The organism is Kitasatospora sp. NPDC042419, assembly GCF_056437345.1.
This window is the reverse complement of sequence record NZ_JBWKAW010000003.1, coordinates 103,566-130,114: the sequence shown is the minus strand read 5'-3', so window position 1 is coordinate 130,114 and position 26,549 is coordinate 103,566. Positions and strand designations below refer to the sequence as shown.

Annotated in this window: 33 protein-coding genes and 1 pseudogene; all 34 read right to left on the bottom strand. The window is 74.5% G+C overall.

Features of this window, described 5'->3' with window-relative positions; translation table 11 throughout:
- Nucleotides 1–24: 24 nt before the first annotated feature.
- Nucleotides 25–474 carry a hypothetical protein gene (locus AC067J_RS07780; RefSeq protein ID WP_401002341.1) on the bottom strand — a complete coding sequence of 150 codons (450 nt, stop codon included), beginning with the start codon at nucleotides 472–474 and terminating at the stop codon, nucleotides 25–27.
- On the bottom strand, nucleotides 471–1,319 hold the full coding sequence (locus AC067J_RS07775; RefSeq protein ID WP_478297045.1) for a hypothetical protein: 849 nt from the start codon (nucleotides 1,317–1,319) through the stop codon (nucleotides 471–473). The genes AC067J_RS07780 and AC067J_RS07775 overlap by 4 nt, the downstream gene beginning before the upstream one ends.
- An 8-nt stretch (nucleotides 1,320–1,327) precedes the next feature.
- Nucleotides 1,328–2,254, bottom strand: a complete 927-nt coding sequence (locus AC067J_RS07770; protein ID WP_478297044.1) for a winged helix-turn-helix transcriptional regulator — start codon at nucleotides 2,252–2,254, stop codon at nucleotides 1,328–1,330.
- A 49-nt stretch (nucleotides 2,255–2,303) separates the two neighbouring features.
- A complete protein-coding gene (locus AC067J_RS07765) occupies nucleotides 2,304–2,663 on the bottom strand; it encodes a hypothetical protein (protein WP_401002338.1) in 360 nt (119 codons plus the stop codon).
- 17 nt (nucleotides 2,664–2,680) lie between these two features.
- Nucleotides 2,681–3,289 (bottom strand): DUF4913 domain-containing protein, encoded by a 609-nt coding sequence (locus tag AC067J_RS07760; RefSeq protein ID WP_478297043.1) that lies wholly within the window; start codon nucleotides 3,287–3,289, stop codon nucleotides 2,681–2,683.
- 381 nt (nucleotides 3,290–3,670) lie between these two features.
- On the bottom strand, nucleotides 3,671–4,003 hold the full coding sequence (locus tag AC067J_RS07755) for a hypothetical protein (RefSeq protein WP_401002371.1): 333 nt from the start codon (nucleotides 4,001–4,003) through the stop codon (nucleotides 3,671–3,673).
- Nucleotides 4,004–4,127: 124 nt separating this feature from the next.
- Nucleotides 4,128–4,643, bottom strand: a pseudogene (locus AC067J_RS07750) (DNA cytosine methyltransferase); the annotation flags it as partial.
- Nucleotides 4,644–4,825: 182 nt separating this feature from the next.
- A complete protein-coding gene (locus AC067J_RS07745; RefSeq protein ID WP_401002336.1) occupies nucleotides 4,826–5,365 on the bottom strand; it encodes a hypothetical protein in 540 nt (179 codons plus the stop codon).
- A 64-nt stretch (nucleotides 5,366–5,429) separates the two neighbouring features.
- Entirely contained in the window at nucleotides 5,430–6,017 is a 588-nt protein-coding gene (locus tag AC067J_RS07740) for a hypothetical protein (protein ID WP_478297042.1), read from the bottom strand.
- The gene (locus AC067J_RS07735; protein WP_478297041.1) at nucleotides 6,014–6,706 is read right to left on the bottom strand and encodes a hypothetical protein; all 693 of its coding nucleotides are present in this window, start codon (nucleotides 6,704–6,706) and stop codon (nucleotides 6,014–6,016) included. Before AC067J_RS07735 ends, AC067J_RS07740 begins: the two co-directional genes overlap by 4 nt.
- On the bottom strand, nucleotides 6,703–7,239 hold the full coding sequence (locus tag AC067J_RS07730) for a hypothetical protein (protein WP_478297040.1): 537 nt from the start codon (nucleotides 7,237–7,239) through the stop codon (nucleotides 6,703–6,705). The genes AC067J_RS07735 and AC067J_RS07730 overlap by 4 nt, the downstream gene beginning before the upstream one ends.
- Nucleotides 7,240–7,307: 68 nt before the next feature.
- The gene (locus tag AC067J_RS07725; RefSeq protein WP_478297039.1) at nucleotides 7,308–7,913 is read right to left on the bottom strand and encodes a hypothetical protein; all 606 of its coding nucleotides are present in this window, start codon (nucleotides 7,911–7,913) and stop codon (nucleotides 7,308–7,310) included.
- Nucleotides 7,914–7,956: 43 nt separating this feature from the next.
- The gene (locus tag AC067J_RS07720) at nucleotides 7,957–9,114 is read right to left on the bottom strand and encodes a DnaB-like helicase N-terminal domain-containing protein (RefSeq protein WP_478297038.1); all 1,158 of its coding nucleotides are present in this window, start codon (nucleotides 9,112–9,114) and stop codon (nucleotides 7,957–7,959) included.
- Between the two features lie 4 nt (nucleotides 9,115–9,118).
- Nucleotides 9,119–9,943, bottom strand: a complete 825-nt coding sequence (locus tag AC067J_RS07715; protein ID WP_401002330.1) for a hypothetical protein — start codon at nucleotides 9,941–9,943, stop codon at nucleotides 9,119–9,121.
- A gap of 74 nt (nucleotides 9,944–10,017) precedes the next feature.
- Entirely contained in the window at nucleotides 10,018–11,376 is a 1,359-nt protein-coding gene (locus AC067J_RS07710; RefSeq protein WP_478297037.1) for a DNA cytosine methyltransferase, read from the bottom strand.
- Nucleotides 11,377–11,614: 238 nt separating this feature from the next.
- On the bottom strand, nucleotides 11,615–12,448 hold the full coding sequence (locus tag AC067J_RS07705) for an adenine nucleotide alpha hydrolase family protein (RefSeq protein WP_401002370.1): 834 nt from the start codon (nucleotides 12,446–12,448) through the stop codon (nucleotides 11,615–11,617).
- Nucleotides 12,449–12,513: 65 nt separating this feature from the next.
- Nucleotides 12,514–12,924 carry an XF1762 family protein gene (locus AC067J_RS07700; RefSeq protein ID WP_401002327.1) on the bottom strand — a complete coding sequence of 137 codons (411 nt, stop codon included), beginning with the start codon at nucleotides 12,922–12,924 and terminating at the stop codon, nucleotides 12,514–12,516.
- Nucleotides 12,921–14,687, bottom strand: a complete 1,767-nt coding sequence (locus AC067J_RS07695; RefSeq protein ID WP_478297375.1) for a type IV secretory system conjugative DNA transfer family protein — start codon at nucleotides 14,685–14,687, stop codon at nucleotides 12,921–12,923. The genes AC067J_RS07700 and AC067J_RS07695 overlap by 4 nt, the downstream gene beginning before the upstream one ends.
- Nucleotides 14,688–14,826: 139 nt before the next feature.
- Entirely contained in the window at nucleotides 14,827–15,381 is a 555-nt protein-coding gene (locus AC067J_RS07690; protein WP_401002326.1) for a hypothetical protein, read from the bottom strand.
- Nucleotides 15,382–15,474: 93 nt separating this feature from the next.
- Nucleotides 15,475–15,876 (bottom strand): hypothetical protein, encoded by a 402-nt coding sequence (locus AC067J_RS07685; protein WP_401002325.1) that lies wholly within the window; start codon nucleotides 15,874–15,876, stop codon nucleotides 15,475–15,477.
- A gap of 17 nt (nucleotides 15,877–15,893) precedes the next feature.
- Nucleotides 15,894–16,733: a hypothetical protein gene (locus AC067J_RS07680; RefSeq protein WP_401002324.1), complete on the bottom strand. Its 840-nt coding sequence runs from the start codon at nucleotides 16,731–16,733 to the stop codon at nucleotides 15,894–15,896.
- A complete protein-coding gene (locus AC067J_RS07675; protein ID WP_478297036.1) occupies nucleotides 16,730–17,404 on the bottom strand; it encodes a hypothetical protein in 675 nt (224 codons plus the stop codon). Before AC067J_RS07675 ends, AC067J_RS07680 begins: the two co-directional genes overlap by 4 nt.
- Nucleotides 17,401–17,877, bottom strand: coding sequence for a hypothetical protein (locus tag AC067J_RS07670; protein ID WP_478297035.1), 477 nt, complete (start codon nucleotides 17,875–17,877; stop codon nucleotides 17,401–17,403). Before AC067J_RS07670 ends, AC067J_RS07675 begins: the two co-directional genes overlap by 4 nt.
- Before the next feature lie 14 nt (nucleotides 17,878–17,891).
- Complete coding sequence (locus AC067J_RS07665; RefSeq protein WP_401002321.1) at nucleotides 17,892–18,386, bottom strand: hypothetical protein; 495 nt, start codon at nucleotides 18,384–18,386, stop codon at nucleotides 17,892–17,894.
- Between the two features lie 20 nt (nucleotides 18,387–18,406).
- The gene (locus AC067J_RS07660; RefSeq protein ID WP_401002320.1) at nucleotides 18,407–19,417 is read right to left on the bottom strand and encodes a hypothetical protein; all 1,011 of its coding nucleotides are present in this window, start codon (nucleotides 19,415–19,417) and stop codon (nucleotides 18,407–18,409) included.
- A 201-nt stretch (nucleotides 19,418–19,618) separates the two neighbouring features.
- Complete coding sequence (locus AC067J_RS07655; RefSeq protein ID WP_401002319.1) at nucleotides 19,619–20,578, bottom strand: hypothetical protein; 960 nt, start codon at nucleotides 20,576–20,578, stop codon at nucleotides 19,619–19,621.
- 31 nt (nucleotides 20,579–20,609) lie between these two features.
- Nucleotides 20,610–21,341, bottom strand: a complete 732-nt coding sequence (locus AC067J_RS07650; RefSeq protein ID WP_478297034.1) for a hypothetical protein — start codon at nucleotides 21,339–21,341, stop codon at nucleotides 20,610–20,612.
- A gap of 8 nt (nucleotides 21,342–21,349) precedes the next feature.
- Nucleotides 21,350–21,718, bottom strand: coding sequence for a hypothetical protein (locus tag AC067J_RS07645; protein WP_401002317.1), 369 nt, complete (start codon nucleotides 21,716–21,718; stop codon nucleotides 21,350–21,352).
- 49 nt (nucleotides 21,719–21,767) lie between these two features.
- Nucleotides 21,768–22,220: a hypothetical protein gene (locus AC067J_RS07640; RefSeq protein WP_401002316.1), complete on the bottom strand. Its 453-nt coding sequence runs from the start codon at nucleotides 22,218–22,220 to the stop codon at nucleotides 21,768–21,770.
- A 280-nt stretch (nucleotides 22,221–22,500) separates the two neighbouring features.
- Nucleotides 22,501–23,163 carry a hypothetical protein gene (locus AC067J_RS07635; RefSeq protein ID WP_478297033.1) on the bottom strand — a complete coding sequence of 221 codons (663 nt, stop codon included), beginning with the start codon at nucleotides 23,161–23,163 and terminating at the stop codon, nucleotides 22,501–22,503.
- Between the two features lie 46 nt (nucleotides 23,164–23,209).
- The gene (locus AC067J_RS07630) at nucleotides 23,210–23,707 is read right to left on the bottom strand and encodes a hypothetical protein (protein WP_401002314.1); all 498 of its coding nucleotides are present in this window, start codon (nucleotides 23,705–23,707) and stop codon (nucleotides 23,210–23,212) included.
- On the bottom strand, nucleotides 23,704–24,486 hold the full coding sequence (locus tag AC067J_RS07625; RefSeq protein ID WP_401002313.1) for a ParB N-terminal domain-containing protein: 783 nt from the start codon (nucleotides 24,484–24,486) through the stop codon (nucleotides 23,704–23,706). The genes AC067J_RS07630 and AC067J_RS07625 overlap by 4 nt, the downstream gene beginning before the upstream one ends.
- A 94-nt stretch (nucleotides 24,487–24,580) precedes the next feature.
- Nucleotides 24,581–26,107, bottom strand: a complete 1,527-nt coding sequence (locus AC067J_RS07620; protein ID WP_401002312.1) for an ATP-binding protein — start codon at nucleotides 26,105–26,107, stop codon at nucleotides 24,581–24,583.
- Between the two features lie 22 nt (nucleotides 26,108–26,129).
- A complete protein-coding gene (locus tag AC067J_RS07615; protein WP_401002311.1) occupies nucleotides 26,130–26,540 on the bottom strand; it encodes a DUF6238 family protein in 411 nt (136 codons plus the stop codon).
- Nucleotides 26,541–26,549 lie beyond the last annotated feature (9 nt).

The following is a 26,549-nucleotide window of genomic DNA, read 5'->3' as shown; positions in this document are numbered from 1 at the left end:
CAGGGCGGATCGGCGGGCGGTGGCTCAGGTGCCTGGGGCCCGGCGCAGCGCGGCGGCGGCGGCGCCGAGGTGGGCGGCGGCGCTGGTGAGCAGGGCTGCGGCCCGCAGGCGCCCGGCCTGGACGAGCCCGGCGGTGTCGGTGATCCCGCTGTCGCGGTCGGCGAGCTGGTCGAGGACGGTGGTCATCGACCCGCCGGCGGAGAGCAGCGACTGCAGGGCGGACTCGATCCGCGACAGGGCGGTGCGGTGCGCCGCGCCCGGCGGCCCGCCGGCGTCGACCACGGCGGCGGCGGAGGCCGCGACGGTGGCCAGGTGCACCAGGACGTGCAGGAGGTTGCGGCTCAGCAGCAGTGCCGGGTCCTCGGCGCGGTGAGGCAGGTCGAGGGTGCGCGCCAGGGCCTGCACCTGCTCGGACTCCTCCGCGAGGTCGGCGGTGAGCAGTGCGGTCGCCTCGCGCTGGTCGGCGGTGGTCAACGGCTTCTCCGGACGGTCGGTTGGGGGGTGGCGGGTGCGACGACGGGGGCGCAGGGGCCGGCGGCCCGGGCTGCGGGAGAGGCGCTGTGGGCGGCCCGGTCGGGGTCCGGGCCGATGTCGAGGTGGCGGTGCATCCCGGCGGACAGGTCGCCGACGTGCCGTCGGACGGGGGACTCGGAGGCGAGGAAGCCGACGAGCGCCTCGACGAGGATGTCCGGGCAGTCGCCCGCCATCGCCGCCTCCCAGCCCTCTCCGTCCATGCCGACCGTGACCAGCCACGCACTGGCGCGGGGCATGCACAGGACCTCCGCGAGCCGGTCGGGGGAGACCATTCGCACGATGTCGGTGCCGCGCCATGCATCGGTGCCGCTCCAGCGGGCTTCGGCGAGGTCGTCGATGGCACTGCTGATGTCCGCGCGGTCGGGCGCTCCGTCCACCGCGACCTGGGCGGCCTCGACCAGGGCCTCGGCGACGGCGGCGGTGATCTCGTCGGGTGCTCCGGCGCTCAGGACCACCCGCCAGTTGGGCCCTTCGGCGTGGAGCACGTCCTGCTGCTGGAACGCCTCGGTGGTGGCGAGCACGATCCGGATGCCGCCCCGGGTGAAGCCCTCAGCCCCGTCCCCGGGCAGCGGGTCCCACCGCGCGTCGCGCAGGACACGGCGGGCGGACGCGGTGGGAGTGGAGGTGGCGAGCGCCAGGTAGGCAGGGCGGACGCCGACGAGGTGTCCGCGCTGCCAGTCCGGGCGGACGTAGGGCCTGGTGCCGGGAGGGACGCCCTTGGCGGTTGCGGCGCGGCGCTTGCGGGCCGCGCTGTCCGCGGGAGCGGGAAGGGAGAGGGGTTCCATGCGAGTCCTCAGCGCCGCTGGGCGGCAGTGGAGTTGGCGACGGGAGTGGGCGGCGCGGGCTGCGGGGCCGGCTCGTGACTGAAGACGAGCGCCGCGGCGACGGAGCGCAAGGAGGCGGCCTGGGCGCGGACCGATGCCCGCTCGGCCGGGGACGGCGACACCGCCGCCGCGTGGAACGGCGCGGGCGTGCCCGCCACCGACCGGGCGGGCACGGCCTTCGGGGCCGGCTCGGCGGGCGCGTGGACGCGGGTGCTGGTGCTGTGCGCCGGCCAGGAGCTGCGGTCCGCAGGCGGCAGGTGGCGCTGCGCCCACTTGGTCAGGGCCTTCAGGGGTTCGGACAGCGCCTGTCCGGCCGGGGTGAGCCCATAGAGGTAGTTGCGCGCAGTGCCGGTGCGCTCGACGATCCCGGCCTCCTGCAACTGCGCGAGGCGCTGGTAAAGGTTGCCGGGGTGCATGCCCGCCGGCAGCGTGGTGTCGAGGATCTCGGAGGGGTACACCGGCTCGCCCTCCGCCGCCAACGCCATGATCGTGGCCACGCTGTGGGTGCGGTTGAGCGTGGCCAGCGCCTGCTCGGTGTACGCGCCCAGGCCCGTGCCGGTCTGCGGGGCCTGCTGGTGGGCGGAGGCCCACTGGGTGAACGGGATCTGGACGAACAGGGCCTCGCGGCCGGCGCGGGTGAGAGTGACGGCGGTGCCCGCCGCGCCGCTGCTGCGGGTGAGCAGCCCGTCCTCCTCCATTGCCGCCAGCCTGGAGGCGAGCTGGCCCTCGCTCATCCACGGCGTCTGCTCGGCGAGTTCGGTGACCGGGAGGGTGTCGCCGCTGCGCTTGAGGCGGCGGAGCACGGAGATCGTGTTCTGCGGGCCGAGGATCGACAGGGCGTTCTGCAGCCGCTGGGCCTGGGGGCGGGTGAGTACGACGGAGGTGGAGGCGGGCATGCGTGGTCCTTCGCGGTGATGGGTCGTGCGACGGGCAGGCGCGGGGGTGTCAGGCCGCGGGGCGTGTGGCGCCGAGGAGTTGCAGGCGGCGGGCCGCGGCGTTGTAGACCTGGTGGCCGCTGCGGGGGCCGGCGGCCACGAGGTAGATCCCGCCGCCGGAGCGGGAGGTCGGGGCGGGCGGGCGCTCCTGGTAGACCAGGCGCCAGCACCGGTCGGCGTCGAGGTAGACCTTCCGGCATCCCGTCAGGTCCCACAGGCCGCGCCGCCCGAGGGCCGGTCCGCGCTGCTGGCAGGTCACCAGGCGGCGCAGGTGGTGGACTGCGGCGTCCTGGAGAGCGACGGGGAGGCTGCCGAGGTCGGTGAGCGCCGCCGGGTGGGCGTCGAAGTCGAGGATCGCGGCGGCGGTCACGGGGCGTGGTCCTAGGTCTAGGCGGGCGGGCGGGGCACTCCCGGCTGCGGCAGGGAGTCGGGGTCGGTGAAGACGGGTGCGGGCAACAGGCGGTGGCTCAGGTGGTCGGGGTTGGTGGTGCACGCCGCGAACGGGCCGTCCGGGGACCGGAGTTTGAGCAGCAGTGGTTCCAGGTGGTCGCGCTGCCACACGCTCGGACCAGTGGCGCCGGAGCGGGCGTCCGTCAACTCCTGCCAGGCCAGCCAGCAGTGGTGGATGCGGGCGAGGGCCTCGTCGTGCTCGGGCCAGCGGGTGCACCACGGCCGGCCGGAGGTGATCTCCTGTCCGTACACGGCGAGGAGGATGTGGTCCACCCACGGCACCATCGTGGCGACTTCGGCGGCGAGCGCGTCGTCGTCGAAGGCCAGGATCGTCAGAGGACCGGTCTCCGGGGCGTCGTCGGACGCCTCGCCGTCGGGCACCTCGTCGGTCTCCTGCGGCTCGTACTCCTCGGAGAGCCGGTCGGCGACCACGGCGAGCGAGTCCCGTTCGGCCTGGAGCCGGGCCAGGGTGGCCCGCCACTCGGCGAGGGTCTCCGGGGTGACGCCGGGGCGTCCGGGCAGGTCGGCGGGGTCGGGGGGCGTCAAGGGCGGCTCCGGGAAGATCGGGGGGTTCGTCGATGGGCAAGACTCTGCCCGCCGGCCAACTCCTTGTGCGGGAGATATCGGGTGGTGTATGGGCGCCGGGAATTCAGGCGGAATGGAATTGATGATTCCCGCACAGTGGAATTCCAGGGGTCAGCAACTCGGCTGCCAGTGAGGCCTGTTGGGGGACCACGCCATTCCCCAGGGCGGTGAGCTGGGATGCCCGGGAAAGGCCTGTGATCTGCGTCACCCATCCTTTTTCGAGGCCCATGACCCATTCCACGAATACCGGCGAGAGGCGCCCTTTGGAATCGACCGGTTCGGGTGCCGGGCGGGTGGCGGCCTCCCAGCGGCCGATGGCAGGGGCGTAGGCACCCCAGCGGCTCAGCCGCGCGGATCCGCGCCGTCCATCGGCAGCCGTGTCTGCCCCGGCAGCGGCATCGGGGTGCTGCCGGTCCGGCGCCCCAACACCGTCCGGTCCAGGGTTGTTGGTGTCGGACGCAGCCGCGCTGCGGCGCTTGGCAGCGTGAGGTCGCCCTTGCTCCCTCGCTGGTTCGGGCCGCCCTTCGTGCCGTCGCTGGCCCGCGGCGTCGGCAGGAGATGCTCCACCAGGTCCGAGAGGTTCGGCCCGTGGCCGCCGGCCTTGCGCCGGTCCGGGTGTTGGGAGCCGCCGATGCTGCCGAGGTTCGAGGTCGGGGTGAGCAGCAGCGTGACCACATGCCCGAGGTCCTCCCTGCCGGGGTCCGGGCCCTTGAAGTCCCTCGCCCGTGGGGTCGGCAGGCCAGGCGGCGATGAAGACGCGCTCCCTGCGGTGGGGGGCTCCGACGTCGGAGGCGCGTAGAACCTGCCATTTCGCATCGAACCCCGCGTCGGCCAGGTCTGCGAGTACGGCACCGAGTGCCCGCAGATGATGTTCATCGCCGGTGTCTCCCAGACACCACGGGCACGGTTCCACGTCGCCGTCGGAGGGCGCGTTGGCGGGGGTGGACAGCAGACCGCGGACGTTCTCAAGGATCACCAGGCAGGGTCGGAGGATCGATATGGCGCGGGCGATGGTGTGCCACAGGCCCGAGCGGGTGCCCTCGGCGAGCCCCGCCCTGGCACCGGCCACGCTCACATCGGTGCAAGGGAATCCGGCGACGAGCACGCACACCGGCTCGACCTGGCTGAAGTCGACCTTGGTGATGTCGCCCAGGTTCGGGACATCGGGCCAGTGGTGTTCGAGGATCGCGGCGGCGGCCGGGGCGGGATCGGCGTGCCAGGCGATGCTGCCGCCGACGACGGACTGGATGCCGAGGTCGAGTCCGCCGTAGCCCGAGCACAGGGAGCCGATCCGTATACCGTCCGGCCCCGTCATCGGGGCTTCCGGGCGGTCGTGGCTGCGGCGGCGAGCGGGTCGCGGTGGGCGGCGCTCGTCGCGAGGTGCTGGGCGGCGTCGGCGAGAGCGGTGGCGACGGTGTGGAGCAGGGAGGACTGCTCTTCGACGGAGAGGGAGGAGGTGGGCAGGAGAGGGCTCCGATAGGAGGTGTGTGGGGGAGGTCAGCGGTGCCGCGGGGCCGGTGGTGCGGTGGGCGCGGGGGCGGGTGACGGGTCGGTGGAGCGGTTCTTGCGGAACGGAAGGCGCAGGGAGGTCCGCAGTCGGGCGGCGGCTGCGCGCTTGTCCGGTGTGGCGGCCGGTGCCGGGCGGGTGCGGGCGGCGCGGGGCGGCTGAATGTGCTGGCGCAGGTGGAGGGAGGCCGAGGAGAGGGCCTTCGTGGCGTCCCGGTAGAGCCACTTGGCGTGGCCGACGGCGATTTCGGTCGTCGGCTGACCCTGCTGGGCGAGGGCCAGTTCCATGACCTCGCACAGGTGGCGGTCGGCGAGGGCCGACGACGAGGAGGCGCGGGCGACGGCGAGCATGCTGCGGCGGGCGGCAGCCGCGTCCTCCGGGGCGGCGTACGGGTCGGGCTGTCTGGAGGCGGCCTGGAGCAGCGCGGTGCGGATCGTGCGCAGCGTGATCAGTTGCAGGGCCACCAGTCCGGCAGAGGGCAGGTCGGCGTTGTCCTGGGACTCGGACCAGGAGGCCGCGGCCTCGTCCATGAAGTCGGCCAGGAGGATCAGGTCGGGGCGGTCGTCGAGGGCGGGCAGGGAGCGCTCCAGGTGGTCAGCGGTTGCGGCGCAAGGGGATGACGGGCGCTGCGGGGGCGGCGTCGTTGGGCGTGTTCGGGGCGGCGGGTTGGACGCTGACGACGCGGGAGCGGGCCAGCGCCGCGCCTGCCTGCGCGCCGCGGTGGCTCGACAGGTCGGTGACGGCGGCCACTGGTGCGGTGGACACGCGGTCGGCGGCCGAGCTGAGCTCCCGCGCGGTGGTCGTGACGAGCGCGCGCGCGACGGAGTGGGCGTGGCCGGCCTCGGCCGGGGAGGAGGTCGCGGGCGGTGCGGTCAACAGGCGGTGCGCGGAGTCGGCGACGACGGCCAGGACCTGGGCGGTGCCGGATACGGCGGCGGCGAACGCGGCGAGCGCGGCCCGGTCGGCGCCGGGGTCGGCGGTGCGGAACAGGACCTCGTCACTGGCGTCGGCGGCGATGGCCACCAGGTGGGTCATGGGCCATGCCGTCTCGGCGGGGTGGCCGGCCGGCGAGGGCAGCAGCGTGCGGTTCACGGCCTCCAGCCGGTCGGCCAGGGAGCGCATCACCGCCGACGGGTCGGTGTCGATCAGGGCACTCCGATCATCCGGGGGGACGGGGGTCATCGTCGGGCGGAGGGAGTCTTCGCGGCGGCGGGGGACTGCGAGACGATCCGGGTGGCACCGGAACGGCGGGACGCCGCCTCGGCGGTGGCGGCGGCTTCCTCGGCGAACCCGGACGGCACGATGACCAGGGGCTGCTTGCGGTACTCGGCGCGCGCGGCGAGGAAGCGCGCGGCCTTGCCGTCCGGGTCCGCCAGCGCCTCCTGCTCGCGGGCGAGTTCGCGCTTGCGGACCTGGGCCAGGCCGGTGCGGAAGCGGCGGATCGTGCTGATGGTGTGGGAGAGCATGCCGTCGACCTCGGCGAACTGCTGGGTCACGCGGTCGGCCAGGCCCGGGGAGTAGAAGTGCGAGCGGGTCTCGCCGCGGGGACGGACCTGGTTCGCTAGGTTGCAGGCCTGGTTGAGGAGTTCGGTGAGCCGGTGCAGAACCGGGCTTGCCCGGGTGGCGGCGAACGTGGGTCCCCAGTCCTCGCCGACGTTCGCCACAGCGGGCCCGGTGCGGTGCGACAACTGGGCGCGCAGCAGGCAGGCGACGGCCACGTAGTCGGCGAGCGCGCCGATGTCCCGGGCCAGCAGGTCCGGAACCCTGGCGGGCGGGGCCTTCGCGGTGCGCCGCAGGTCGCGGCGGATCTGAGCGAGGTTCGTGGCGAGGTCCGCGAGGGGTTGGACGTCGTCGGCGCTGATGTCGCTCATCGCCGCCGCCCGCCCGTCTGGGCGACAACGCCCGCAACGGCGGCAGGCGGCGGGGAGGCTGGGCGCCTCGGGCGGGCAGTGGTGGACGCCTGCCGCTGCGCCGGGGAGGGGAGTTCGGCGCGGGTCTCGGTGATCTGCCGCCAGGTGGCGACCAGGGCGTTGTGGGCCAGGGCCGCCGAGTTCAGCACCTGGTAGCCGAGCGCGTCCTCGCGTACGTCGGTTGTACGGCCGGTGCCGTTGTCCTCGGGGCCGGCTTCGAGGGCGACGGCGGCGTCGAGCGCGTGGGCGAGGTGGCGGTTCACCCGCGCGGCGTGGGCACGGCCCGCCTGGAAGCCGCGGACGGCCGTGGTCCGGGCATGGTCGGCGGGCCCGGCCTGGAGGGCCTGGGCCCGGGTGGAGCAGTGCCGCAGCACGGTGAGCATGTGCTCGGCTCCGTCGGCCAGGGCCGCGGGAGAGGGCACGCCCGGGTGGCCGGGCATCGTGTCGGCGCCGTTGAGGGCCTCGGCGACATGGGCCATGACGTTCGCGAGCATGACCAGCTCGGTGTCGAACCCGGGGGTCGTGGGTGGGGCGATGGAAGGCTCCGGAGGTGAGGGCGGCGTCAGCGGCGGTGGCCGGCGGTGATGGGCAGGACGGCGGGCGGCGAAGCCGGGTACGGGGCGGCGATGAACGCGGCTGCCGGGTGGGCAGCGGTGCTGCGGGTGACGGCGGCTCGGAGGCGGCCGGGGGGCAGCGCGGCGCCGTCGCGTCCCGAGCGGGCTTCGCGCCGCAGGCCTTCGCCGGCGTCCTCCAGGGCGAGTCGGGTCCGCGACAGGGCGAGGTTCAGCTCGCGCCCGGCCCGCTCGCGCACGTCGACGGCCCTTGGGCCGTCGAGGCCGTCGACCTCGTAGAGCCGGGCGGCCATCGCGCCGGCCCGCCCGACGGTGGCGAGGGCCTCGCCGGCGCGGGCGCCGGCATCGGCCAGGGCACGGGCGAGGGCCCGCTGCGCGGTGTCGGCGTTCGGAGCGCCGGTCAGAGCGGCGGCGGTCCCCAGCAGCACCTGGTGCTGCTCGCCGATCCGCACCGCGTGCTCCCGGAGTTCTGCCACCGAGGGCGGTCCCTGCTCGCGGTAGGCGCCGGGAAGGTTGGCGGTCAGCTCGTCGATGGCGGTGGCGGCGGCCCGCAGCCGGGTGGAGGCGGGACTTGGCGGCCGGACGGAGGTGGGCATCAGGGGTCCTTCGGCTGGGAGAGGGGAGAGGGTCGGCAGCGGCTCAGTGGCTGCTGCGGATGGGCGCGCGGGCGCAGGCCGCCTGCTGCGCGGGCGACGCAGGGCCCCTCGTCCCGGTGTCGGGGACGGGGGCGAGTGAGCGGGCGCGGGCGGCGTCGCGGCGGTGCTCCGGCTCGCCGGGTTCGCCGACGGGGTTCCCGTCGGCGTCGGCGGTGCCGGTGGCGGCACGCCAGCGCTTCTGCACCGCCTCGGTGCCGCGCAGGGTGCGCAGGGCCGATCCGAGGAGGCGGGCGGCGGGCAGCGAGGCGTCGAGGGACAGCATGCGCACCGTTCCCGCCGCAGTGTGGGCAGAGCGCAGGACGGAGGACTGGAGGACCTGTTCGGCCCAGTAGCCCGGATCGCCGCTGAAGCCGGCCCGGGTGACGGCGCGCACGGCGTCGGCGGTGGTCGCGCCCGAGGCCAGGTCTCCGTGGTGCTGGACCTCCCACAGGACGGTCAGCGGGTCGACCGGCTCGCCGCGGTGGGCAAGTGCGGCGACGGCCCGGTAGACGGCGCGGTGCCCGCGGTCCAGGAAGTCCGCCGGGTGCAGCCAGGGGGACATGTCCCGGATCTCGCGCGGGAGGGCGGTCAGGGACGCGAGCAGCGCCCTCTCGTGCTGCAGGGTCTCCTCGACGGCGGGTGGGGGAAGTTCGAGCGGCCATGGACCGGGAAGGGGCCGCGGGCTCTCGTCCAGCGACCCCCAGGCGTCGGCGAGTTGACCGATGACGGCCCGCAGGTCGCCGGTGAGGCGGAGCGTGTCGTCCATGGCGCCGGTGCGGGCGGCGGCCAGCAGCCGGTGGGCATGTTCGTGCACCTGCCTGCGGACCGCGGTCTCCAGTACCATCCGGCCGTACGCGGCGGCGTGGCCGGTCACGGGGCACGCCGCGATCAGCGTGTGCCCGTACCCGGGTGTGAAGCCGGGGCTGGCCTCGGCCGCCGAGGCCATGGCCCGCGTCGCCCACGCGGAACTCGCCCCGTCGGCGTCCGGGGGAGGAACGGGGTACCCGGCCGCGTCCTGGGCGAGCAGCACTTCGAAAAGGTCGGCGTGGGCGGGCCGGTAGAAGTGCTCCGGCCGCAGCCAGCCGGCCACGTCGCGCAGCCGCTCCGGCGCCAGCAGGATTGCGCCGAGGACCGCCTGCTCGGCCTCCGTCTGGGGATTCACCGCGTCACCTCCGCGCGCGGCGGGGAGGGCTTGTGGCGGCCTGGGGCTGCAACGCCTGGCCCGCCGTTCTGGGCGGGAGCGGCTGCCTGGCTGGCGCGAGGCCCGTGACGGGGTCGGTGGCGGGCATTGGGGCGGGGGCGCGCGGGTCGATCCGGCGCAGGACGTCTTCCGCCTGCTGTTTGGTGGGGAAGCCGCCCTCGGTGATGCTGTAGGTCGCGCTGCGCAGGTGGATGGTCTCCAGTTGGAGCAGGAATCGGCGGCCGGCCGCGTGGGGGTGGCGGTCGAGCAGCAGTGCCCAGTTGGCCTCGCGCTCGCCGCCGCTGGAGCCGCACGAGTAGGCCATCTGCCGGCCGAGGAGCGTGTAGCGCGGGCCGGATCGGCGGATCCGGTGCTCGACGCGCAGGGTGGCGTCGTCGCCGGGGCGGGCGAACGCGTAGTCTCCGCCGTCCAGCAGCCCGTTGAACTCGTGCGGGGAGCCGAGGCCGTACGGGTCCGGCGGAACAGGGTGGTAGGCGGCGAGGGCGTCGGGGCCCGCCCCGCGCCCGACGAGCCAGTGGCCGGCCCAGGCGTAGGTGACCGCCGAGGACATGCGCAGGTGGAAGGTCCGGGCGGACGGGTCGAGCCGCAGATGGATGCCGGCGGCCCTGTTGGTGCCGGTCATCATCGAGGGCGCGCCGCGGTCGGCGGCTACCAGAAACTGTTCGGTGGCGCTCTGCTGGGAGGCGACGACCTCGTAGAGAGCGGGCTCGGCGTCGAGCCGGTGAAGGGCTGTGGCGCTGGCGCGATCGCCGGGTGTCCAGCCACGCAGTGCGTGGACGGCTTCTTCCATGGACTTCCTGAAGGAGTAGGGGCGTGGGCTCGGCGTCCGGCGCCCGGCAGCCCGGGGCCGGGCTGCCGGGGCGGTCAGCGCGAGCGCTGCGGACGACGGTTGTCCGGGGCCGGAGGCGGGAGTTCCGCAGGGGCCCCCAGGGCGTCCAGGCCCGGAAGGACCGGCGCGGTACTGGCGGCTACGGCGCGGCGGGAGACAGGGCGCGGATTGGCGGAGGCGGCGCGGGCCTGTGAACGCGGTCCGTACAGGTCCTCCAGATAGCCGCGCACCGCCTCCCGCCATGGCCGGCCGAGGAGCGGGCCGAGGACGCGTGCGGCCTCGGTGGGGGCGACGACGTCGCCGATCTGCCGGAACCGGGCGGTGTCCGAGCCGTCCCAGGGGTGGCCGGCGGGCATACCGACGAGCAGGGAGGCCTCGCCGGTGGTGATCCGCCGCTGCGGGTCGCCGGCCCAGTACCAGCTGCGGCTGCGCCCGGTGATGGCGGTGGCGGTCGCGTCCGCGCTCCACTCGTTGCCCCCGGGCGTCGCCCGGTTCCCGCGGGTGTTCACCCGCACGCCCTTCTGCCAGCCGAGGGCCTGCGCGGCGGTGCGGGCCGGTGTCGGGTCGCTGGGCTGGGCGGTGCGCAGACTCACCATCTGGTGGCGTCCGGCGACGAAGTAGGTGCGGCGCCGGTGGGAGGCGAGGCCGACATCGGCGGCGTCCAGCGTCTCGTAGTCGCTGGTGTACCAGTCCGCGAGCTCAAGGGCGTCGGCGAGGGCGTCGAGCACGTCGGTGGGCAGGGCGCTGGACTGCTCCATCGCCAACCAGCGAAGCGAGTCGAACTTCGCGGTGAGCGTCAGCGACCAGATCAGGGTCTCGGCGATCAGGCCGATGTCCGGTCTGGTCATCTCGGCAACCGGCTCCCGCACGCCGGCCCTGGACAGGAGCGGTCCGGTCCAGCCGGCGTTGCCGTCCCAGTGGGGGTCGCCGCAGATCAGGCAGGTGTCGCCCTCTCCGCACTCGCCCTCGTCGTGCCAGTGGCCGAAGCTTCCCTCGACGGCCCGCGACAGGACTTCGTTTAGGAGCCGGAGGTTGCGCCCCTCGTGGCCCTCGCGGCTGCCGGCCGGCGTCCAGACCTGGCAGGGGGCGCTGACGATCAGCCCTTCGACGTGGCGAAGGGCCGGGTTCGTGGGGTCGAGGGAGCGGACATCGCAGACGATCCGGCGGTGACCGGCCGCCACCGCGGTCGCCGAGGCGTTCGCGGACAGGTCGACGCCGATCACGTCGAACGCGCCGGGGCGGGGATCGAGGATCCGCAGGCCCTGCTCCCAGCCGGCCGGACCAGCGAAGAGGTTGACGATTCTGGGCGGGTCACCGCTGCGCGGAGGGTAGAGCCAGCGGACCGGCCAGGGATGAGCACGGGCGATCAGCTCGCCGTAGGACCACGGCCCCATTCGGTGGTCGGGACCGAACCACGCCGGTTCACCGGCCGTGGACAGCGGACGGTAGCCGCCTCGCGGGAACGCACTGTCCGGGGTCAAGGGCGGTGCTCCGGCCGGGCGGAGGAACCGCGGGGCCGGGCGCCCCGCCGTGCGGGACGCGCACCGCCACGGGTCTGGTCGCCCGGGGTGGGCAGGTGACGGGCAGAGGCTTGTTCGCGCGTGCGGTCCGGCGCGACCGTGCCGACGGCGTTCATGCGACTGGGCTGCCGGAGCGGCAGGAGTAGGGCGAGCAGCCGTCGGCGGGGCCGAACTCGGCCTCGTCGGCAGCGAGCTGTTCCTCCAGGGCGAGCTGCTCGCGGCGGGTGAGGCGGTCGATCGGCGCCTCGGACAGCGGGACACGGGAGCGGTGAAGGTAGGCCTGGCCGAGCAGGGGCCGGCCGTCCGCGTTCGCCCGGGCGTTCCCGGCGCGGATCTGCGCGTCGAAGTCGACGACGTCCGCCCACTCGGCCGGGTCTCCGTCGCGGATCGCCCGCCACTGGGCATTGCCGTGGAACGGACACCCCAGGCAACTGCTCTTCGGAGTGCTCTCCAGACCGTGCTCGGCGAGCAGGCCCAGGCAGTCACCGCGCGACAGGCCCAGCTCGATCAGCGGAAACCTGTTGCGCGTGTATTTGACGTCGGCATCCTTGGCCCGATGGAACTCGTCGGTGGAAATGCCGATCCACTGCTCGGCGAACACCTCGGCCGGTATTCGCGCCGGATACGGATACCCGAGGATTTCCCGAACCTGCCGCTTGATCGGCTTGATTTTGTATTCGCCGGTGCACTGGCGCCGCGTCATCCCAGGTGAGCCGTCCTTGTTGAGGATGTAGAGCGGCATGCTGGCGAAGCGGTGAGCGGGGTCCAGGGCATCATTTCTGATATTGCCGGAGGAGACCCGGAGAATGGGGATTCCGGCGGGCTGGGCTATCTCCCGCTCGACCCGGTCGAGATGGGAATAGACCGCCTTCGGCTCCCAGCCCGTGTCCGCGAAGACAGCGAAATCCAGCTTCGGCAGCTCGCCGATCGCGGACAGGAGCAACAGGGTGGTCGACTGCACACCTGCCCCCAGGGACAGAGTGCGTACGGTGGGCGCGGTGCCGGTGTCGGTCACGGCGCCTGCCACAGCGAGACGACAACGGGACCTTCGCCCGGCCGCGCCCTGCGGCGGGCGCTGGCTCGCCATCCCGCGCGTCGGGCGCGCGCGGCGCTCTCGTCGTCACGGGCGTAGGTGACGAGCCGGGTGTAACCGAGGGATTCGGCAGCACGGCGGCAGGCGGTGTACAGCGGGGAGTCCTCGACCGGGGCGCCGGTGCCGACGTCGGCGAAGGTGACCTCCAGCGTGGTGCCGTCGTCGAGCAGTCCGGCGGTCGGCCGGTGGGCGACGGCGACAGTGCGAACCCTCCCGTCGTCGTCGGCGCCGGCCACGGCGAACACCCGTCCTCGCGGTGTTCGGCGATGGCGCAGGCGGACGGTGCGGACGGCGTCGCGGTCGCGGACGGGCACGAGGTGGAGGCTCATGCGGCCACCGCCTTGGCGCGGGCACGCTCGGTGATCGCCGCGGTCTGCCGGGCGGAGGCCTTGCCGATCACGTCGGCGCCGCGCTCCTTGTACCAGGGCCGCAACCGGATCAGTGCCGGTTTGACCCCAGTGGCGAACAAGAGCGCGGAGCCCTTCGCGAGCGCGCGGATCTGGTCGGCGGGCAGGATCCGTTCCTGGCGCATCGACACGGAGGTGGAGCGCCCGGACTCGCTGGTGGAGTGCGAGACGGTCTCGACGTCGTGCTCGCCGACGAGCCTGGAGAGCTTGTCGGCGAAGTCCGCGTCGTCGATGCCGGACCCGACGAGCTTGATCGTCGCGGCGGACCACAGGGCGTCCATGCCGACCTCGCCCCACACCCGCTGGCCCTGCCGGTAGGACTGCAGGATCGTGATCGGGATGACCCCGCGGGAGCCCAGGTGCGAGTACAGATCGGGCAGATCGCCGATCTTGCACACATTCGCGGCCTCGTCCAGGATGCACAGCAGCGGCGGGTCGAGGCGTCCGCCGTCACGTTCGGCCTGGACGACCGCGGTGCGCATCACGCTGTCGGCCGCGGCGGCGATCAGTGCGGACGCGCTGCCGCCGCCGTCCTTGCTGAGCAGGTAGAGGGTGTCCGTGCGGGTGACGAAGTCGGCGGGCTTGAACTCCGGCAGCTCGCTGTTGGGGGTGACCCAGGCGGCGATCTTCGGGTCGAGCAGGCATGCGGCGTACTGGCGCGCGGTCTCGTAGATGCCGTCCCTGGTCTCGACCGCACCGGACACCGTGCCCTGCAACTGGGCTGCAATGGCGGACAGTTGGTTGGACTTGAGGATGTCGATCGGGGTGCGGTCGGCGGGCTGGGCGAGCCAGGCCAGGACATCGGTGATCGGGCGCCCGTCGGCGCCGGCCGCCAGGAAAAGGGCCGTCAAGGTGTTGGCAGCCGCGGTGGACCAGAAGTCGCCCTGCTCGCCCTCGTCGACGGCGGCGGTCACGAAGTGCTGGGCCAGGCGCCGGGCTCCGGGGAGGTCGCCGGCGTCGGCGAGCGGATCCCACCACATCGCCTGCTCGGTGTGGGCGATCTGCTGGGGGTCCATCACCCAGACCCGGCCGGCCTCGGCACGGGCGTCCAGGGTGACGGTGTAGGCGTCGCCCGCCGCCTTGTTGCTGGTGAGCAGGACTGGGCCGGGGGCGCTGAGGATCGAGGGGACCGCGAGGCTGGTCGTCTTGCCGGAGCGCGGCGCCATGATGGCGACGGCCACGTCCTCCCACGAGGTGCGGACCTCGGGGCCCCTCTCGCCCAGGGTGCCGAGCAGGATGCCGGTGTCCTCGGGGCGGATCGTGCCGGGCTTGGCGGAGGCGAGGCTGGGGCGCAGGCTCCGGGCCTTGGTAGTGATCTCCTTGGGCAGGAGGACGGCGAGGTCGCGGCTGGTGGCCAGGCCGCTGCTCTTCTTACGGACCTTCAGGTAGATCCGCAGGCCCACGGCGGCGACGCCGAGGGTGACGGCGGCGGGCAGGAGCCTGGCGCCGACGAGCAGGGCGAGGGGACCGAGTCCCGGCCACAGCCGCTGGGGGTGGAGGGCGGCCGTGGTCGGCTGGTAGGCCGCCCACGGGCCCTGCCCGAAGAAGTGGTCGGTGGTGTTGCCGAGGGCCCAGGCGATCGAGCCGAAGGCGATGAGGAGGAGGCCGGCGCCGATCAGGGCGTAGAGGAGGGCGTCGGTGCCGGGGGATGCGGAGGGTGACTTGGGGGAGGAAGCGGGGGGCAGGGTCGTCCTTGCGGGGATGGCCCGGGCGCACGGGACGGCAGGCCCTCAGGGGCCGCGGGCGCGGGGCGGGAGACGGCCGGGCGCCGGGCGCGGTGTGTTCACGCGCCGGGGACCGGGGCCGGGGAGAGGGGGAGGATGCTCAGCGGTGCGGTGCCGCCGGGGCGGGCGTCCCGCTCCATGACGTGGCGCTGCTGCGCAGGGCGGACGCCGGACGGGCCGGTGCGGGCGCGGTGCGGGCGGTGGAGGCGCGCAGGCGGCCGGCGCGGTCGAACGAGGCGAGCTGGCAGGCCGCGTGGGCGAGGGAGAGGTCGCGCTCCAGGTGCGGGGCCGAGCCGTCGGCGCGCATCAGCGGGGCGACGATGCGCGCCTCGTGGCCGCCGATCCGCAGGGCGATCCACCGGCAGGCCGAGGGATCGTCGATGGGCACGATGCCGGTGGCGGCCAGGATCCGGCGGGCGGTCGAGGCCCACCGTTCGTCCGGGAGCGGGGCACTGTCGGGATGGGCGCGGACGGTGCAGTGCCACACGTCCCGGCTGCGGCCCGGCCGCAGGTCCCGCTCGGGCCGCCGCGTGCGCAGGTGGGCGTCCAGTTCGGCTGCGAGGGAGTCCAGTTCCGCGCTGCCGGGAGCAGGCAGTCCGGCGATCGGCCGCCAGGCGTCGAGGACGGTGACCCGGGGGGTGCCCGGCAGGCGCACGGCGTGGTGCTGGGCGGCGACGAGCAGGTCGCGGGTGCTGGCGTAGCGGGTGATGGACGGGATCAGGGAAACGTTTCTCCAGGGGTGGGTGGTTCAGCGTCTGCGCGGGGCGGGTCCTGTGCCGGGCGGCTGGGTCGGGGCCGGTGCCGGCGGGGCCACGGGCCGTGCGGCGCTCGAACGGATCCGGGCGGGGCGGGCGGCCGCGGAGCGCAGGCGCTCGGGTGTGTCGGTGATGTCGGTACCGGCCTGCCAGATCTCGTCGGCGGCGAGGGCGAGCGGCTGCCACAGGTAGTTGCCGCCGGGCGCGTCCTTGACCCATCGGCTGGCGGTGGCGAGGGCGTCGGAGAGCGCTTCGAGGGTGCCGCCGTCGCGGGTGATCGCCTCGACCAGGTCGGCGACCTCGGCGGGACCGGAGGCGTTGCGCAGGTGCTCGCAGACGAGCCGCAGCGCCTCGGTGGCCCGGACCGCGGGGGACGGCTGGGTCGTGGGGGGCATGGTCTCCTTCGGGGCGGTCAGCGGGCCTTGCCCGCCGAGGGCTGCGGAACGGGGTGGTGCGCCGGCTCGGAGGAGGTCGCGGACGGCGCCGTGGACGGGAGGGTGGCCACCCGGGCGGCCTGCGCGCGGGTACTCAGGTCGGACGCGAGGGGCCTGCGGTAGTCCCACGGCCAGTGGCCGCCGATGGCGTACAGGCCGCGCGCGTCGGCGGCGACCTGCTCGTGACCGCCCTCGCCGTCGTACTCCTTGGGCCAGGAGAACTGCAGGGTGCCGTCGGCCTCGAACGCGGCGGTCATCCCGCAGTCGTCCTTGAGCAGGTCGGCGACGATCTGCTCGGCTCCGCTGCGGGTGAACAGTGCGTTGCCGTACGGGTCGACGTAGCCGGCGCTGGGGGTGGCGAGGGCCGGGACCGGGAGGTGGGTGGAGCCTTCCGGCCAGAACAGGTAGACCCGTTCGCCGTCGGCCGTTGCGGGTCCGGTCCACAGGGCCTGCTCGATGGCGTGGCGGTTGGCCGCGGCTTCGGCCGGGCTGAGGTCCTGGGTGAGAAGTTTCAGCGAGGCCGCGAGGTGGGGGCCGGACTTCCCCAGCGCTTCGTCGATGGCCTCCCCGGCGTCGGCGGCGAGGTGGCCGAGTTCGTACAGGTCCTCGGCCGCTGGGTCGGAGCGGTGGGTGTGCTCCAGGCCGTCGAGATCGGCACGGACGGTGACGGCCATGGAGGAGGCGAGTGCCAGCAGGCCCTTGTCGGCGAGGAGGGTCTGGAGCAGGGCCTGGCTGGGAGTGCGCTGCTGGGAGTCCAGCTGGTCGGCGAGGGCGCGCAGCCGCTGGGCGTAGGAGGCGACGGTGGTGGGCTTGCTCATACGCGGGTCCTTCGTGGGCTGGGGGCGGGTTCGGTGGCCGTCGCCGAGGTGACGGGGACGGCGGTGGAGGCGCGGGCGGCGGGCGAGCGGGTCCGCGCGGCGCGCACCCGCGGCTCCGTCGCGGCGGGCGAGGGATATCCGGTGGCAGCTGCCGCCGTCGCGATGGCGCGCGTGTGGGCGGCGCCGTCCAGATGCCAGGCCTGAAGGTCGGCCCGCTCGTGCAGGGAGCCGCCGGCGCGCAGGGAAGTCCGGGCCCCGGAGGTGAACAGGGCGTGCAGTGCGTCCGTCGTGCTGTACGGGCCGGTGACCATCTGCGCGCCGACGTCGGCGAGGTCGCGCACGTCGTCCATGGACTCGACGAGGGCGGTCAGCTCCCCCAGGCGGGCGGCGATCTCGGCCAGGACCTCCAGGGCCTGCTCGCCTGCGGGGGCCAGTCGGAGCTCGGGGTCGACCTCGACCCGGTAGCCGGCGCGCTCCAGCAGCCGCGCGCCTTCGCCCACCAACGCCCGCAGCACGAGCGGCCCGTCCGTGCCCTGCAGGGCGAGAGGGTGCTCGGCGTCGTGCGGCGGGGCGAAGCCGAGCCGGGCCAGGACGTTACGGGCCCGCTGGTCGGCTCCGGTCGCCTCGGCGGCGCCGAAGGAGCCCGGTGCGATGCGGACCGGCTCGCTCAACGGGCAACGGCGCGGACCGCGGGCGCCACCGCGATGACGGGTGCCGGCGTCGGCGCGCCCGCATGGACGGGCCGGGCGGCGGACTCCGTGGAGTGGCTGTGTGCGGCTGCCGCCCGGGGCGAGAGCGTGGCGGGCTCCGCCGGGAAGGCGAGGCCGTAGCCGGCCAGGCGGGTGCTGATCTGCTCCAGGTGCAGACGCAGCAGGATTGCGGTGGCGCCGGCCTGTACGAGCTGCTCGGCCGTCTGCCGGGCGGCGCGTGTGCCGCCGCCGGCGGTGCTCTCGGCGGCGAGTCGAAGGGTCTCCTCGACCTCGGCGAGCAGGGGCTCCAGCAGGGCGAGGGGCCGGGCGATGTCGGCGGGCAGGCTGCTGTCGGCGAGGGAGTCGCCCAGGCGCCGCACGGCCTGCGCGGCGGTGCGGGCGCTCTCGGCGTCGTCCGGCGGGCAGGGGCGGGCGGTGGCGGGGGTGGGGGACACGGTCGGGGCCTCGCCTAGTACGGGTTCTCGGTGCTGCGGTCCGCGTCGGTGGCGGCCTCCAGCAGCTCGGGCAGGTCACCGGCCGGAGCTTCGCGCTGGTCGATCCACCACCCGGCGCGATCCACGGTGCGGGCGCGGCCCTCGACCTCCTCCCACCGCTCCTCCGGGAGCGTGCCCTCGACGACGAGGGCCCGGTAGGCGGCGGTGACGAGCTGGTGGCGCGAGCGCTCGCCCCAGGCGAGGATCGTCTGCGGCCCGGTCAGCGGCGGCATGCGGTACTGCTCGGCCCACGCGGCGGCGGCCTGCTGCTCCTCGGCGCGGCGGGCGGCGATCCATGCGGCCCGTTCCACGCCGTCGCTCTCGCGGTCGGCGCGCCAGCAGTCCGTGCAGTCGCGGCCGGCGAGCCAGCGGGCGTAGCCGGCACGCCGGTCGGCCGGGCGGGCGGACAGGTCGTGCTCGACCTCGTGTCCGCAGGAGTGGGTGACGGGCCATCGGGTCTTCACGGCCAAGTAAGGCTCCTTCGCAGGGTTCAGCGGGCGTGGATGCTGTAGGCGTGGCGGGGGTCGACCGGCTGCGCGGCGGCCTCGACGGGCTGGGCCGCGCCGACCCGGCCGAGCTGGAGGCTGGTGGCGCGGGCGGCCTTGGCACGGGCGCCGAGGGTGGCCCCGACCGGCGGCCGGGCGGCGGGGGCGGCGGCGCGGGTGCGCGCGGGGGAGGCGGCGGAGATGGTCTCCAGGTCCTTGCGGACGCCGCCGAGGGTGGTCTGGGCGCTCTCCAGCACGGCGGAGACCTGCTCGGGGTCCAGGGCCTGCGGGTCGTCGCGCAGCTGCTGGGCGAGGCCCGTGAGGATCTCCTCGATCGCGGCCAGGGTGTTCTGCCGGTTGTTCAGCAGGGCGCCCATCCGGCTGCCGGATTCCGCGGGGGCCGGGTGCACGCGGGTGGCGAACGGGTCCCCTCCGGACTCCGGTTCGGGCCGCTTGCCGGGGCCGAGGTCGGGCGCGGGGATGATCCGGGTGGCGAACGGGTCGTCCCCGGCCGGACGCGGCCGGGAGGGCGCGGGCGGCGCGGTGACCTTGACCAGGTGGGTGTGGAACTGGTCCGCCGTGTTGTCCGGCGAGCGGTCCGGGTCGTACGGCAGGTCGGCCGCCACGCTCAGGCCGGCCGCGCGCAGCCGGGCCACGGTGTCCATGGCCCGCTCGGGGCCGTTGGCCTGCTGCTCGGTGAGGGAGAACAGCGTCGGGTGGCCGGGGACCCGGTAGAAGCCGGCGGCCGCGAGGTGCTTGGCGGCGGCGGGGTCGGCGGTGTTGTTGGTGGCGGTGATGCCGTGCTCGTGGTGGGTGCCCACCGTGACGTCGGCCCGGGCCGACGCGGCGGGACCGGTGACGAGCGGGGCGTCGGGAGCGGGGGAGACACGGCCGGTGACGATCTTCGTGCCGGGCGCGGCGGCGGCCGAGGAGGGGGACGGGTAGCCGGGGTGGGCGTCGTACTCGAACGCCCGGTCCGGGCGGACGTCGGCACCAGTGGAGCGCAGGGCCGCCACGGTCTGGCGGGCGTGGAGCAGCAGGTTGTCGGTCCGGCCGGTGAACGCGAGGTCGCCGCTGGTGCCCGCGAGCGGGGTGAAGCCGTAGTCGGCCAGCAGCCGGCGCTGGCGGTAGGTGGCGTGGTCGAGACCGGTGACGGCGACGCCGTGCTCGGGGTGGCGGGTGATCTGGATGACGGGGCGGTCGGTGATGCGGGGCTCCTAGAGGCTGGCGGCGTGCGTGGGTGCGGTGGAGAGCGCCTGCACGGACGGGGCCGCTTGGATGATGGGGCCGACGCCGAGGCCGCGGGCGGTGACGGCGCTCGCGGCGGTGGCCCGGACGCTGCGCGCGGTCGCGATCGGCGCTTCGACGACGGAGCCCAGGTCGGCGAGGGCGGCCTGCAGGTCGCGCAGGGTGTCGGACAGCCCTGCCGTCTGGCTGAGGGCGATGTCGGCGCGGGCGGCGAGCAGCTCGCCCTGCTCGGCGGGCACCTGGTCGATGAACGTGCTCACGTCGGCGAGCAACTGGGAGAGGTTCGGCAGCGCCCCGGACTTCGGGTCGAGCGCGGTGTCCAGCAGGTCGGCGACGTCCCGGCTGTCGGTGAGCGTGAGCAGGTTGACCTGTTCGAGCACGAGGTCCTCGGCGGCCTCGGCCAGGCGGTCTGCGGAGGCGGGGGGCGTGGCGAGGCCGACGGTGGCGACCTGCAGGCCCAGGCCCTGCAGGACCAGGCTCGCCCTGGCCGCGGAGATCAGCGACTGCCGGTCCCCGGCTCCGGTCGGCGGCAGGTAGATGTCGCGGTCGGGGGCGGACCCGTCGTAGCGCCACCCGAACTGGCGCAGGACGTCGGGCACCAGGCCCTCGGTGGCGTCGGTGGCGGTGGCGGCGACGATCCCCTCGGCCGGGTGGCGTGCGAAGACCACGTCGGCGCCGAACGTTGCCGCGCGGGCGGGGTCTTCCCGGGCGCCCGTTTCGACGGTCAGCTCGCCGGCGTCCAGCAGGTACGCGGCCTGGGCGGCCCGGGAAACGGCGTCGTCGCCGCGGAACTCGTACACCCCGCGGTCGTCCTGGAGCGCGACGGCGCCGTTCTGCTCCAGGAGCCGGTGTGCCGCGTCGGGGGCACGGGGGCCGAGTCGGGCGGTGATGGCGCCGTCGGCGCCGGTGCCGAAGGTGATGTCAGCCATGGAATCCTCGCTGTGGGTTGGGGGTGGGGGATCACCGTCGGCGGGCGGGGGCCGCGGCGGGGGGTGCAGGGACCGGAGCCACCGGTGCCTGCCGGCTGCTGGGCGCGCGGCTGGCAGCGCGTGCGGCGCGCATGCGGGCTGCCGTCGGCGGACGGGTCTCGCGCAGGACCAGCAGCCGGAACTCCCGGCGGATGTGGCCGGCGAACGTCTGCGGCGCGTCCACGGTGATCGACAGCGCCCCGGTGGGGCGGTGATGGCGCAGTTCCAGGTAGCGCCCGGTGCCGCGGTCGGCGGCGATCATCCATTCGTCGTCGTCGAACGTGCGCCGGGCCTCCACCTCGACCTCGCCCTCGGCGATCTGCTCGGTGACGGCCCGCGTGTCGGAGCTCAGGCGGACGCGGCCCAGCCGCCCGTCGGCCTCGCTCCGCGCCCGGCGGGCGGTCTCTGCGGCGTCGGGGAACGGAGCCTCGGAGTTCAGCCACCCGTAGTGCCGCAGTACGGCGGTCGAACCCTGCTGCGGCTCGTGCCAGTTGCGTACCTCGACGCCCTCGGCGATCAGGCGGCCGATCGCGGCTTCCGCCGCGGCGCTCTGATCGAACATGGGCAGCGAGGTGCCCATGTGCCACGCGCCGAACGGCTCGGACCGCAGGTGGAAGCCGGCATCGGCCAGGACCCGCGTAACAGCCGGCCTGGGGTAGCGCGGAGCCAGGACGAACTCGCCCAGGTCGTAGTTCCAACCGAAGCGAAGCGGCTGCGGTGCCACACGGCCCGTCATCGGCTCCGACCCGGCGCGGCCGGAGACCTCGGTGCGTCGCGGTTCTGCAGAGCCTGGAGGTGCTCCAGCAGATCGGCCTCGGCCTGGTCGCGGGAGGCAGCGGCGTCCTCCAGGACCTCCAACTGGACGCCGAGGTCCGCGAGCAGCCGGTCGTCGACCCGGCGCTGCCGGTCCGCGCAGATCAGCAGCCGTATTCGCTCGAACGCGACGGCGGTCTCCGCCTTCGTCAGCGCGCGATGGGCATCCAGTACCCGAGCCTCGGCGGCGCCGGGGCGCGCCTGTTCGGCGTGCAGCACCGCGATGCTGGCGCCGAGGGCGGCCTCCACCCGGGAGTCGAGGCGGGTCAGGGACGGCGGGACAGGCAAAGGATTCCTTTCAAGCAGTGGTACGGGCAGACGCAGGCGGCGGGCGAGTTCACAGCCCACGGCCCGGCGAAGCAGGCGCTGCCAGGGGCGGCGCGGCAGGCAAGGCCGCCGGGGTCGGCGCCGACCGGACGCGGGCGGAGGTCGAGCGGGCGGAGGCGGCAGCGGCCGGGCCCGGACGGGAGAGGATCGGGAGGGGTGCGTCCAGGCGCCAGGCGGCGGGGGCGTCGGTGAACCGCCCGCGCGGGTCCGTGGACCACGGCACGACCGGGCCCCGCCGGTGCTCGCTCAGCCCGATCACCTCGACACCATGGGCGTGCAGCACGTACGCCCAGCTGAGCCCGGCGGTGGTGCGGTCCGTGATGACCGCCCGGTGCTCCACCCGGCCGTCCGCCCTTGGCCCGGCGCTGTACTGGCGGCCGGGCCACCGGCTGACGCCAGGGGCGGTGCGCACCTCGTCGGGTGCGCCGTCCAGAAGTTCGGCGCCGAGGGCGGACCACCCCACCGGGACGTCGTCGACGAGGTGACGGGCGAGGGCGTCGACGTCCGCGTCGAACCGGTACTGGAACGCGCCCAGAATCAGCGGGAGTTGGTGGCTGGGGAGGCCGTCGCTGTGGCAGTAGATCCCGCGGTAGCCGCTCGGTGTGGGGCGGGCGATGACGGAGCGTGTGGACAGATGATCTCCGAACGTCGGAACGAGGCGGGCCTGCTACCGGCTGCGGCGGTTGTGCGGGTCGGGGCCGCCCTGTTCGGTGAGGGCGGCGGCGGGTACGACGGCTCGGCGCTCACTGGCGCATCCCGGTGGCGCGGGGTGCTGCGGTGAGGGCCGGCGCCTCGGCGGGCAGGGCATCGCGCTGGGGCGGGGCCGCCGCGGCGGACCGGGCGGTCGCGGCATCCGCCCGAGGGGTGTCCGACGCAGGGATTGGCAGGATCGGCTCGTGCCCGAGGACGACCGCCGCCGCATCGAGGTCGTCGTAGGTGATGACGTCGAAGAAGCGGTTGCCCTCGGTGGTGAGCACCGCCGCGGTGCCGTCGGCCGGGTAGCTCGCCAGCAGGCGGGTGGGACCGGCGGCTTGGCTCAGGCGCGCGTGGACCACGAGACGCCCGGCCGCCACGTCCGCGGCCACGGCATGGACCCAGATCGTCCCCGGCAGGCGCGTCAGCGACGGCGCATCGGTCGCGGGCTCGGCCACGGCCTGCCGCTGCTCGGCCTCGCTGTAGAGGCGGAGCACGTCGTAGCCGGCTGCGGTGAGCAGCCGTGTGGCGTCGATGACGAGCCGCGGTACGACCGACGGCGAGGTGTCCCGAGGGGGCCGGTGCAGCCCGGTCGCGTCGTCGCGCACGAGTCCGGCCTGCTCCAGCCACTGACGGCTGGCCCGGTCGACCGGCTCGGCGGCGAGGGTGGCGCCGGCGGGGTCGGCGGCGAAGGTGATGGTGGGTGAGGGCACAGGCCTCCGATGCGGGTGGTCCGGTCGGGCGGGGTGTGACGGGGGTCTACTCGGCGTCGGGGCTGGAGTCCGGGTCGTGGACGTAGCCGAAGACGATCCGTTCCAGCTGGCCGAGGAGCAGGTCGCCGTGCTGGCGGAAGGCGTCGAGGCGCTCGGCGACGTAGTCCTGCCGGTCGGCCTCGGCGCGAGCGACGCGCGCGAGGTTACGGGTGGAGAGCCGTCCCCATTCCAGAAGGTCTGTAGGCGTGGCAAGGTCCATCCACACCCAGATCCCCGAGCCCAGCTTCAGCACGCCCTCGGGGTGGAACATCCCGGACTTCCGCCGGGGGTTGGGGCTGCGGCGCTCACCCCACCCGCGGACCAGGCCGTGGACGAGCTTGTCGAGAGCGGCGGCCTGTACGTGGGCTTCGAGGTCGGTGGCGGCGAGACGCTGGCGGACCTCGGCTTCGAGGTCGCCCTTGCGGAACCGCCCGCTCTGGTCGGTTACGGCGTGCGCTGCCTCGTCGACGATCTCCCACAGCCGGAGTTCGGCAGTCACACTCATGCGGCCTCACGCTCCCGCCACGCCTGGGCCATCTCGGTGAGCGCCACCATGGCCTGCTCGATCACCTCGCCGGTGATCGCCCGGCCGGTCAGCATGAACTGCGGGTCGTAGAGCGCCACGGTGTCGGTACCGCGTGCCTGCGCGAGCGGCGGAACCACCTCGCACAGGAACTGGGTGGCGACCTTGCGCCTGCGGATCTCCTCCTCGGCGCGTTCCTTGCGCTCGGCCCACGCGGCGGGCAGGCTCAAGTCGCCTTCGACGACGCGATCCGCCAGCTCGGGGTCTTCCGCGCGGAGCCGGGCGAGCTGGTTCTCGACGGAGTCCGCCTGGGCCTTGGTCTCCCGAGCGGCCTTGTACGCGTCGTCCAGGCCGACGGCGCCGTTGATGACCTGGTCCACGAGGTCGGGGGCGTGGCGGAGGACGGTCAGTGCCTGACCGATCCGGCCAAGCGAGACGCCGGTCCGTTCAGCGATTGAACGAGCGGACCGTTCACCCGCAGAACGGCCGTCCTGTTCAGCCGCTGAACAGTTCCTCGCTGTGACCATGGCAACCTGCCCCTTGGTCAGGTTGCGCCTACGGATGTTGATCTGCAGCGCGAAGTCGGCCGGGTCCGGGCCGTCGTAGGTGGCGAATCGCGGCTCTACGCCGGCGATCTCGCAGGCCTTGAGGCGGTTGCGGCCGTCGAGGAGTCGACCGCTGGTGTCGAGCATGATCGGGTTGTACTGACCCTTGGCCTTGATCTCTTCGGCGAGAGAGAGGAGTTCCTCGTCGTCGAGCATCGGGAAGGTGTTGGCGGTGGGGTGGAACTCGATGGTGGTGTCCTAGAGTTGAGGGGAAGGGCCGTCGCCGACCGCTGTGTCAGGGCTCGCGCTGTCACACGCTGACGCTGGCTGGTTCGCGAGGCGCGGCCTGCATCCTTGCGTCGGTGTCGAACAGTTCACGCTCGGCCGGATGCAGAAGATGCTGGACCACGAAAGACCTGCCCGCGATCTTGTAGAGGCCCCGGCCGCGGGTGAGGGCGGCGATGGCCTGGGTCTCGACGCCGGTCAGGCCGAGCAGGCTCGCGGTGGCGGCGAGCTGGTCGGGTTCCTGGCGGTAGATGATGCGGGTGGCGCAGTCGCTGAGGAGGCCCTCCGCGAGGGCGCGGCCCCGGGATCCGGCGTCGCCCGCGGACAGCAGGTCCGACAGGCGGTGGATCACCAGGAGGTTGGCGATGCCGAGGCCTCGGCTGAGCTTCCACTGCTGCTGCATGCGCTCCAGCAGCGGCAGGTGGCGCATCAGACGCCACGCCTCGTCGTAGACGACCCAGCGCCGTCCACCGGCGGGGTCGGACAGGGCGGCTTCCATCCATGCGGAGGCGCAGGTCATGGCGAGGATCAGGCCGGTGTCGTCGCCGGCGGTGCCGAGGCTGGAGAGGTCGATGCTGAGCATCGGCGCCGTCGGATCGAACCTCACGGTCGACGGGGCGTCGAACATTCCGGCCAGGTCGCCCTGGACGAGACGGCGCAGGGCGTGCGCGAGGTCCTCAGCCGCTGCGCCGAGGCGTCGCGCGGGGTCTCCGAGGGCGTCGTCGAGGCGTCGGGCGTTGCCGAGCATGGCGGCGACGTCGCCGAGCAGCGGCACCCGGTCGGTACGGTGGGCTTCGGCGACGACCTCGTCCAGCGCGACGTCGAGAGCGGTGTGCTCCATCGGCACCAGGTCGCGGTGCAGCACGGTGCGGGCCAGCGAGGCGAGGAGCAGGAGGCGGCGCTTGCGGACTTCGGTCGCCCACTCGGCCGGGTCGGCAGCGGCAGGCGTCGTGGGGGCGTCGAGCGGGTTGAGCCGGCCGCTCATGCCGGGGCCGAGCGCGATGGTCCGCCCGCCGAGGGCCTCGGCCACCGGGGTCCACTCGCCCTTGGGGTCGCAGGGGATGTAGATCTTGTAGCCGTGGGCGATGCTGCGCAGGGCAAGGGACTTGGCGAGTGCGCTCTTGCCCATGCCGATGACGCCGGCGAGCAACAGGTTCGGATTCGTGAACCCTTCGATGCGGCCGTACAACTCGAAGGGGTCGAACGAGAAGCCGGCTTCGGCGTGGACGTCGCGGCCGATGTACATGCCGCCGGCGCCGAGGCCGCCCTCGGCGAGGAAGGGGAACGCTCCGCTCGCGGTCGCGGTGGTCATGCGGTGGGCGGGGAGTTTGAGCTTGCCGCCGCGGGCGGAGGCGGCGCCGGGGCGGCCGGAGGACGGGTAGACGGGGCGGGCGTCGAGTTCGTCGACCTGAGTCGTGGTGCGTCGGCGGGGCTGGTTGGCGAGGCGGGCCTCGCGGTGGGCGGCGGCGAGGTCGCGGCGGGCCTGGCGGCGGCGGTCCCGGTCGCTGCGGCTGGGCGTGAACAGGGCGCTGGCGCTGGTGTTCTTGGTCAAGGGGCGGGCGCTCTCTCCGGGCTCAGCGGCGGATCAGGTCGGTGGGGGTGCTGATCTGCCGCACGCGGGTGGAGGCCTTGAGGTGGCGCTGGCAGATGGTGAGGTCGGGGGCGCCTTCGGGAAGGCGCAGTGCGCAGGCCTCTCGGGTGGGCGCGCGTCCGTCGGGGCGGGGGGCGGCGTGGTAGGCGGCGTGCAGGTACTCGCTGACCTGCCACATCCGGATCCTGGCGTTGTGGAGCTGGTCGCCCTCGGCGGTGGCGTGGGCGCGGGTGCGGACCGTGGCGTGGTCGAGGAGCACGTGCAGCGTGACGGCGTGCTCGTGCAGGGCGTCGAGTTCGACGCGCGTCAGTGGCTGGTCGCTGGTCAGCTCGGTGTCGCGGTGGCAGGCGAGGGCGGTGGTGGCGAACCCGATCAGGTTCGGCTCGTCGTGCATGGGGTGCCC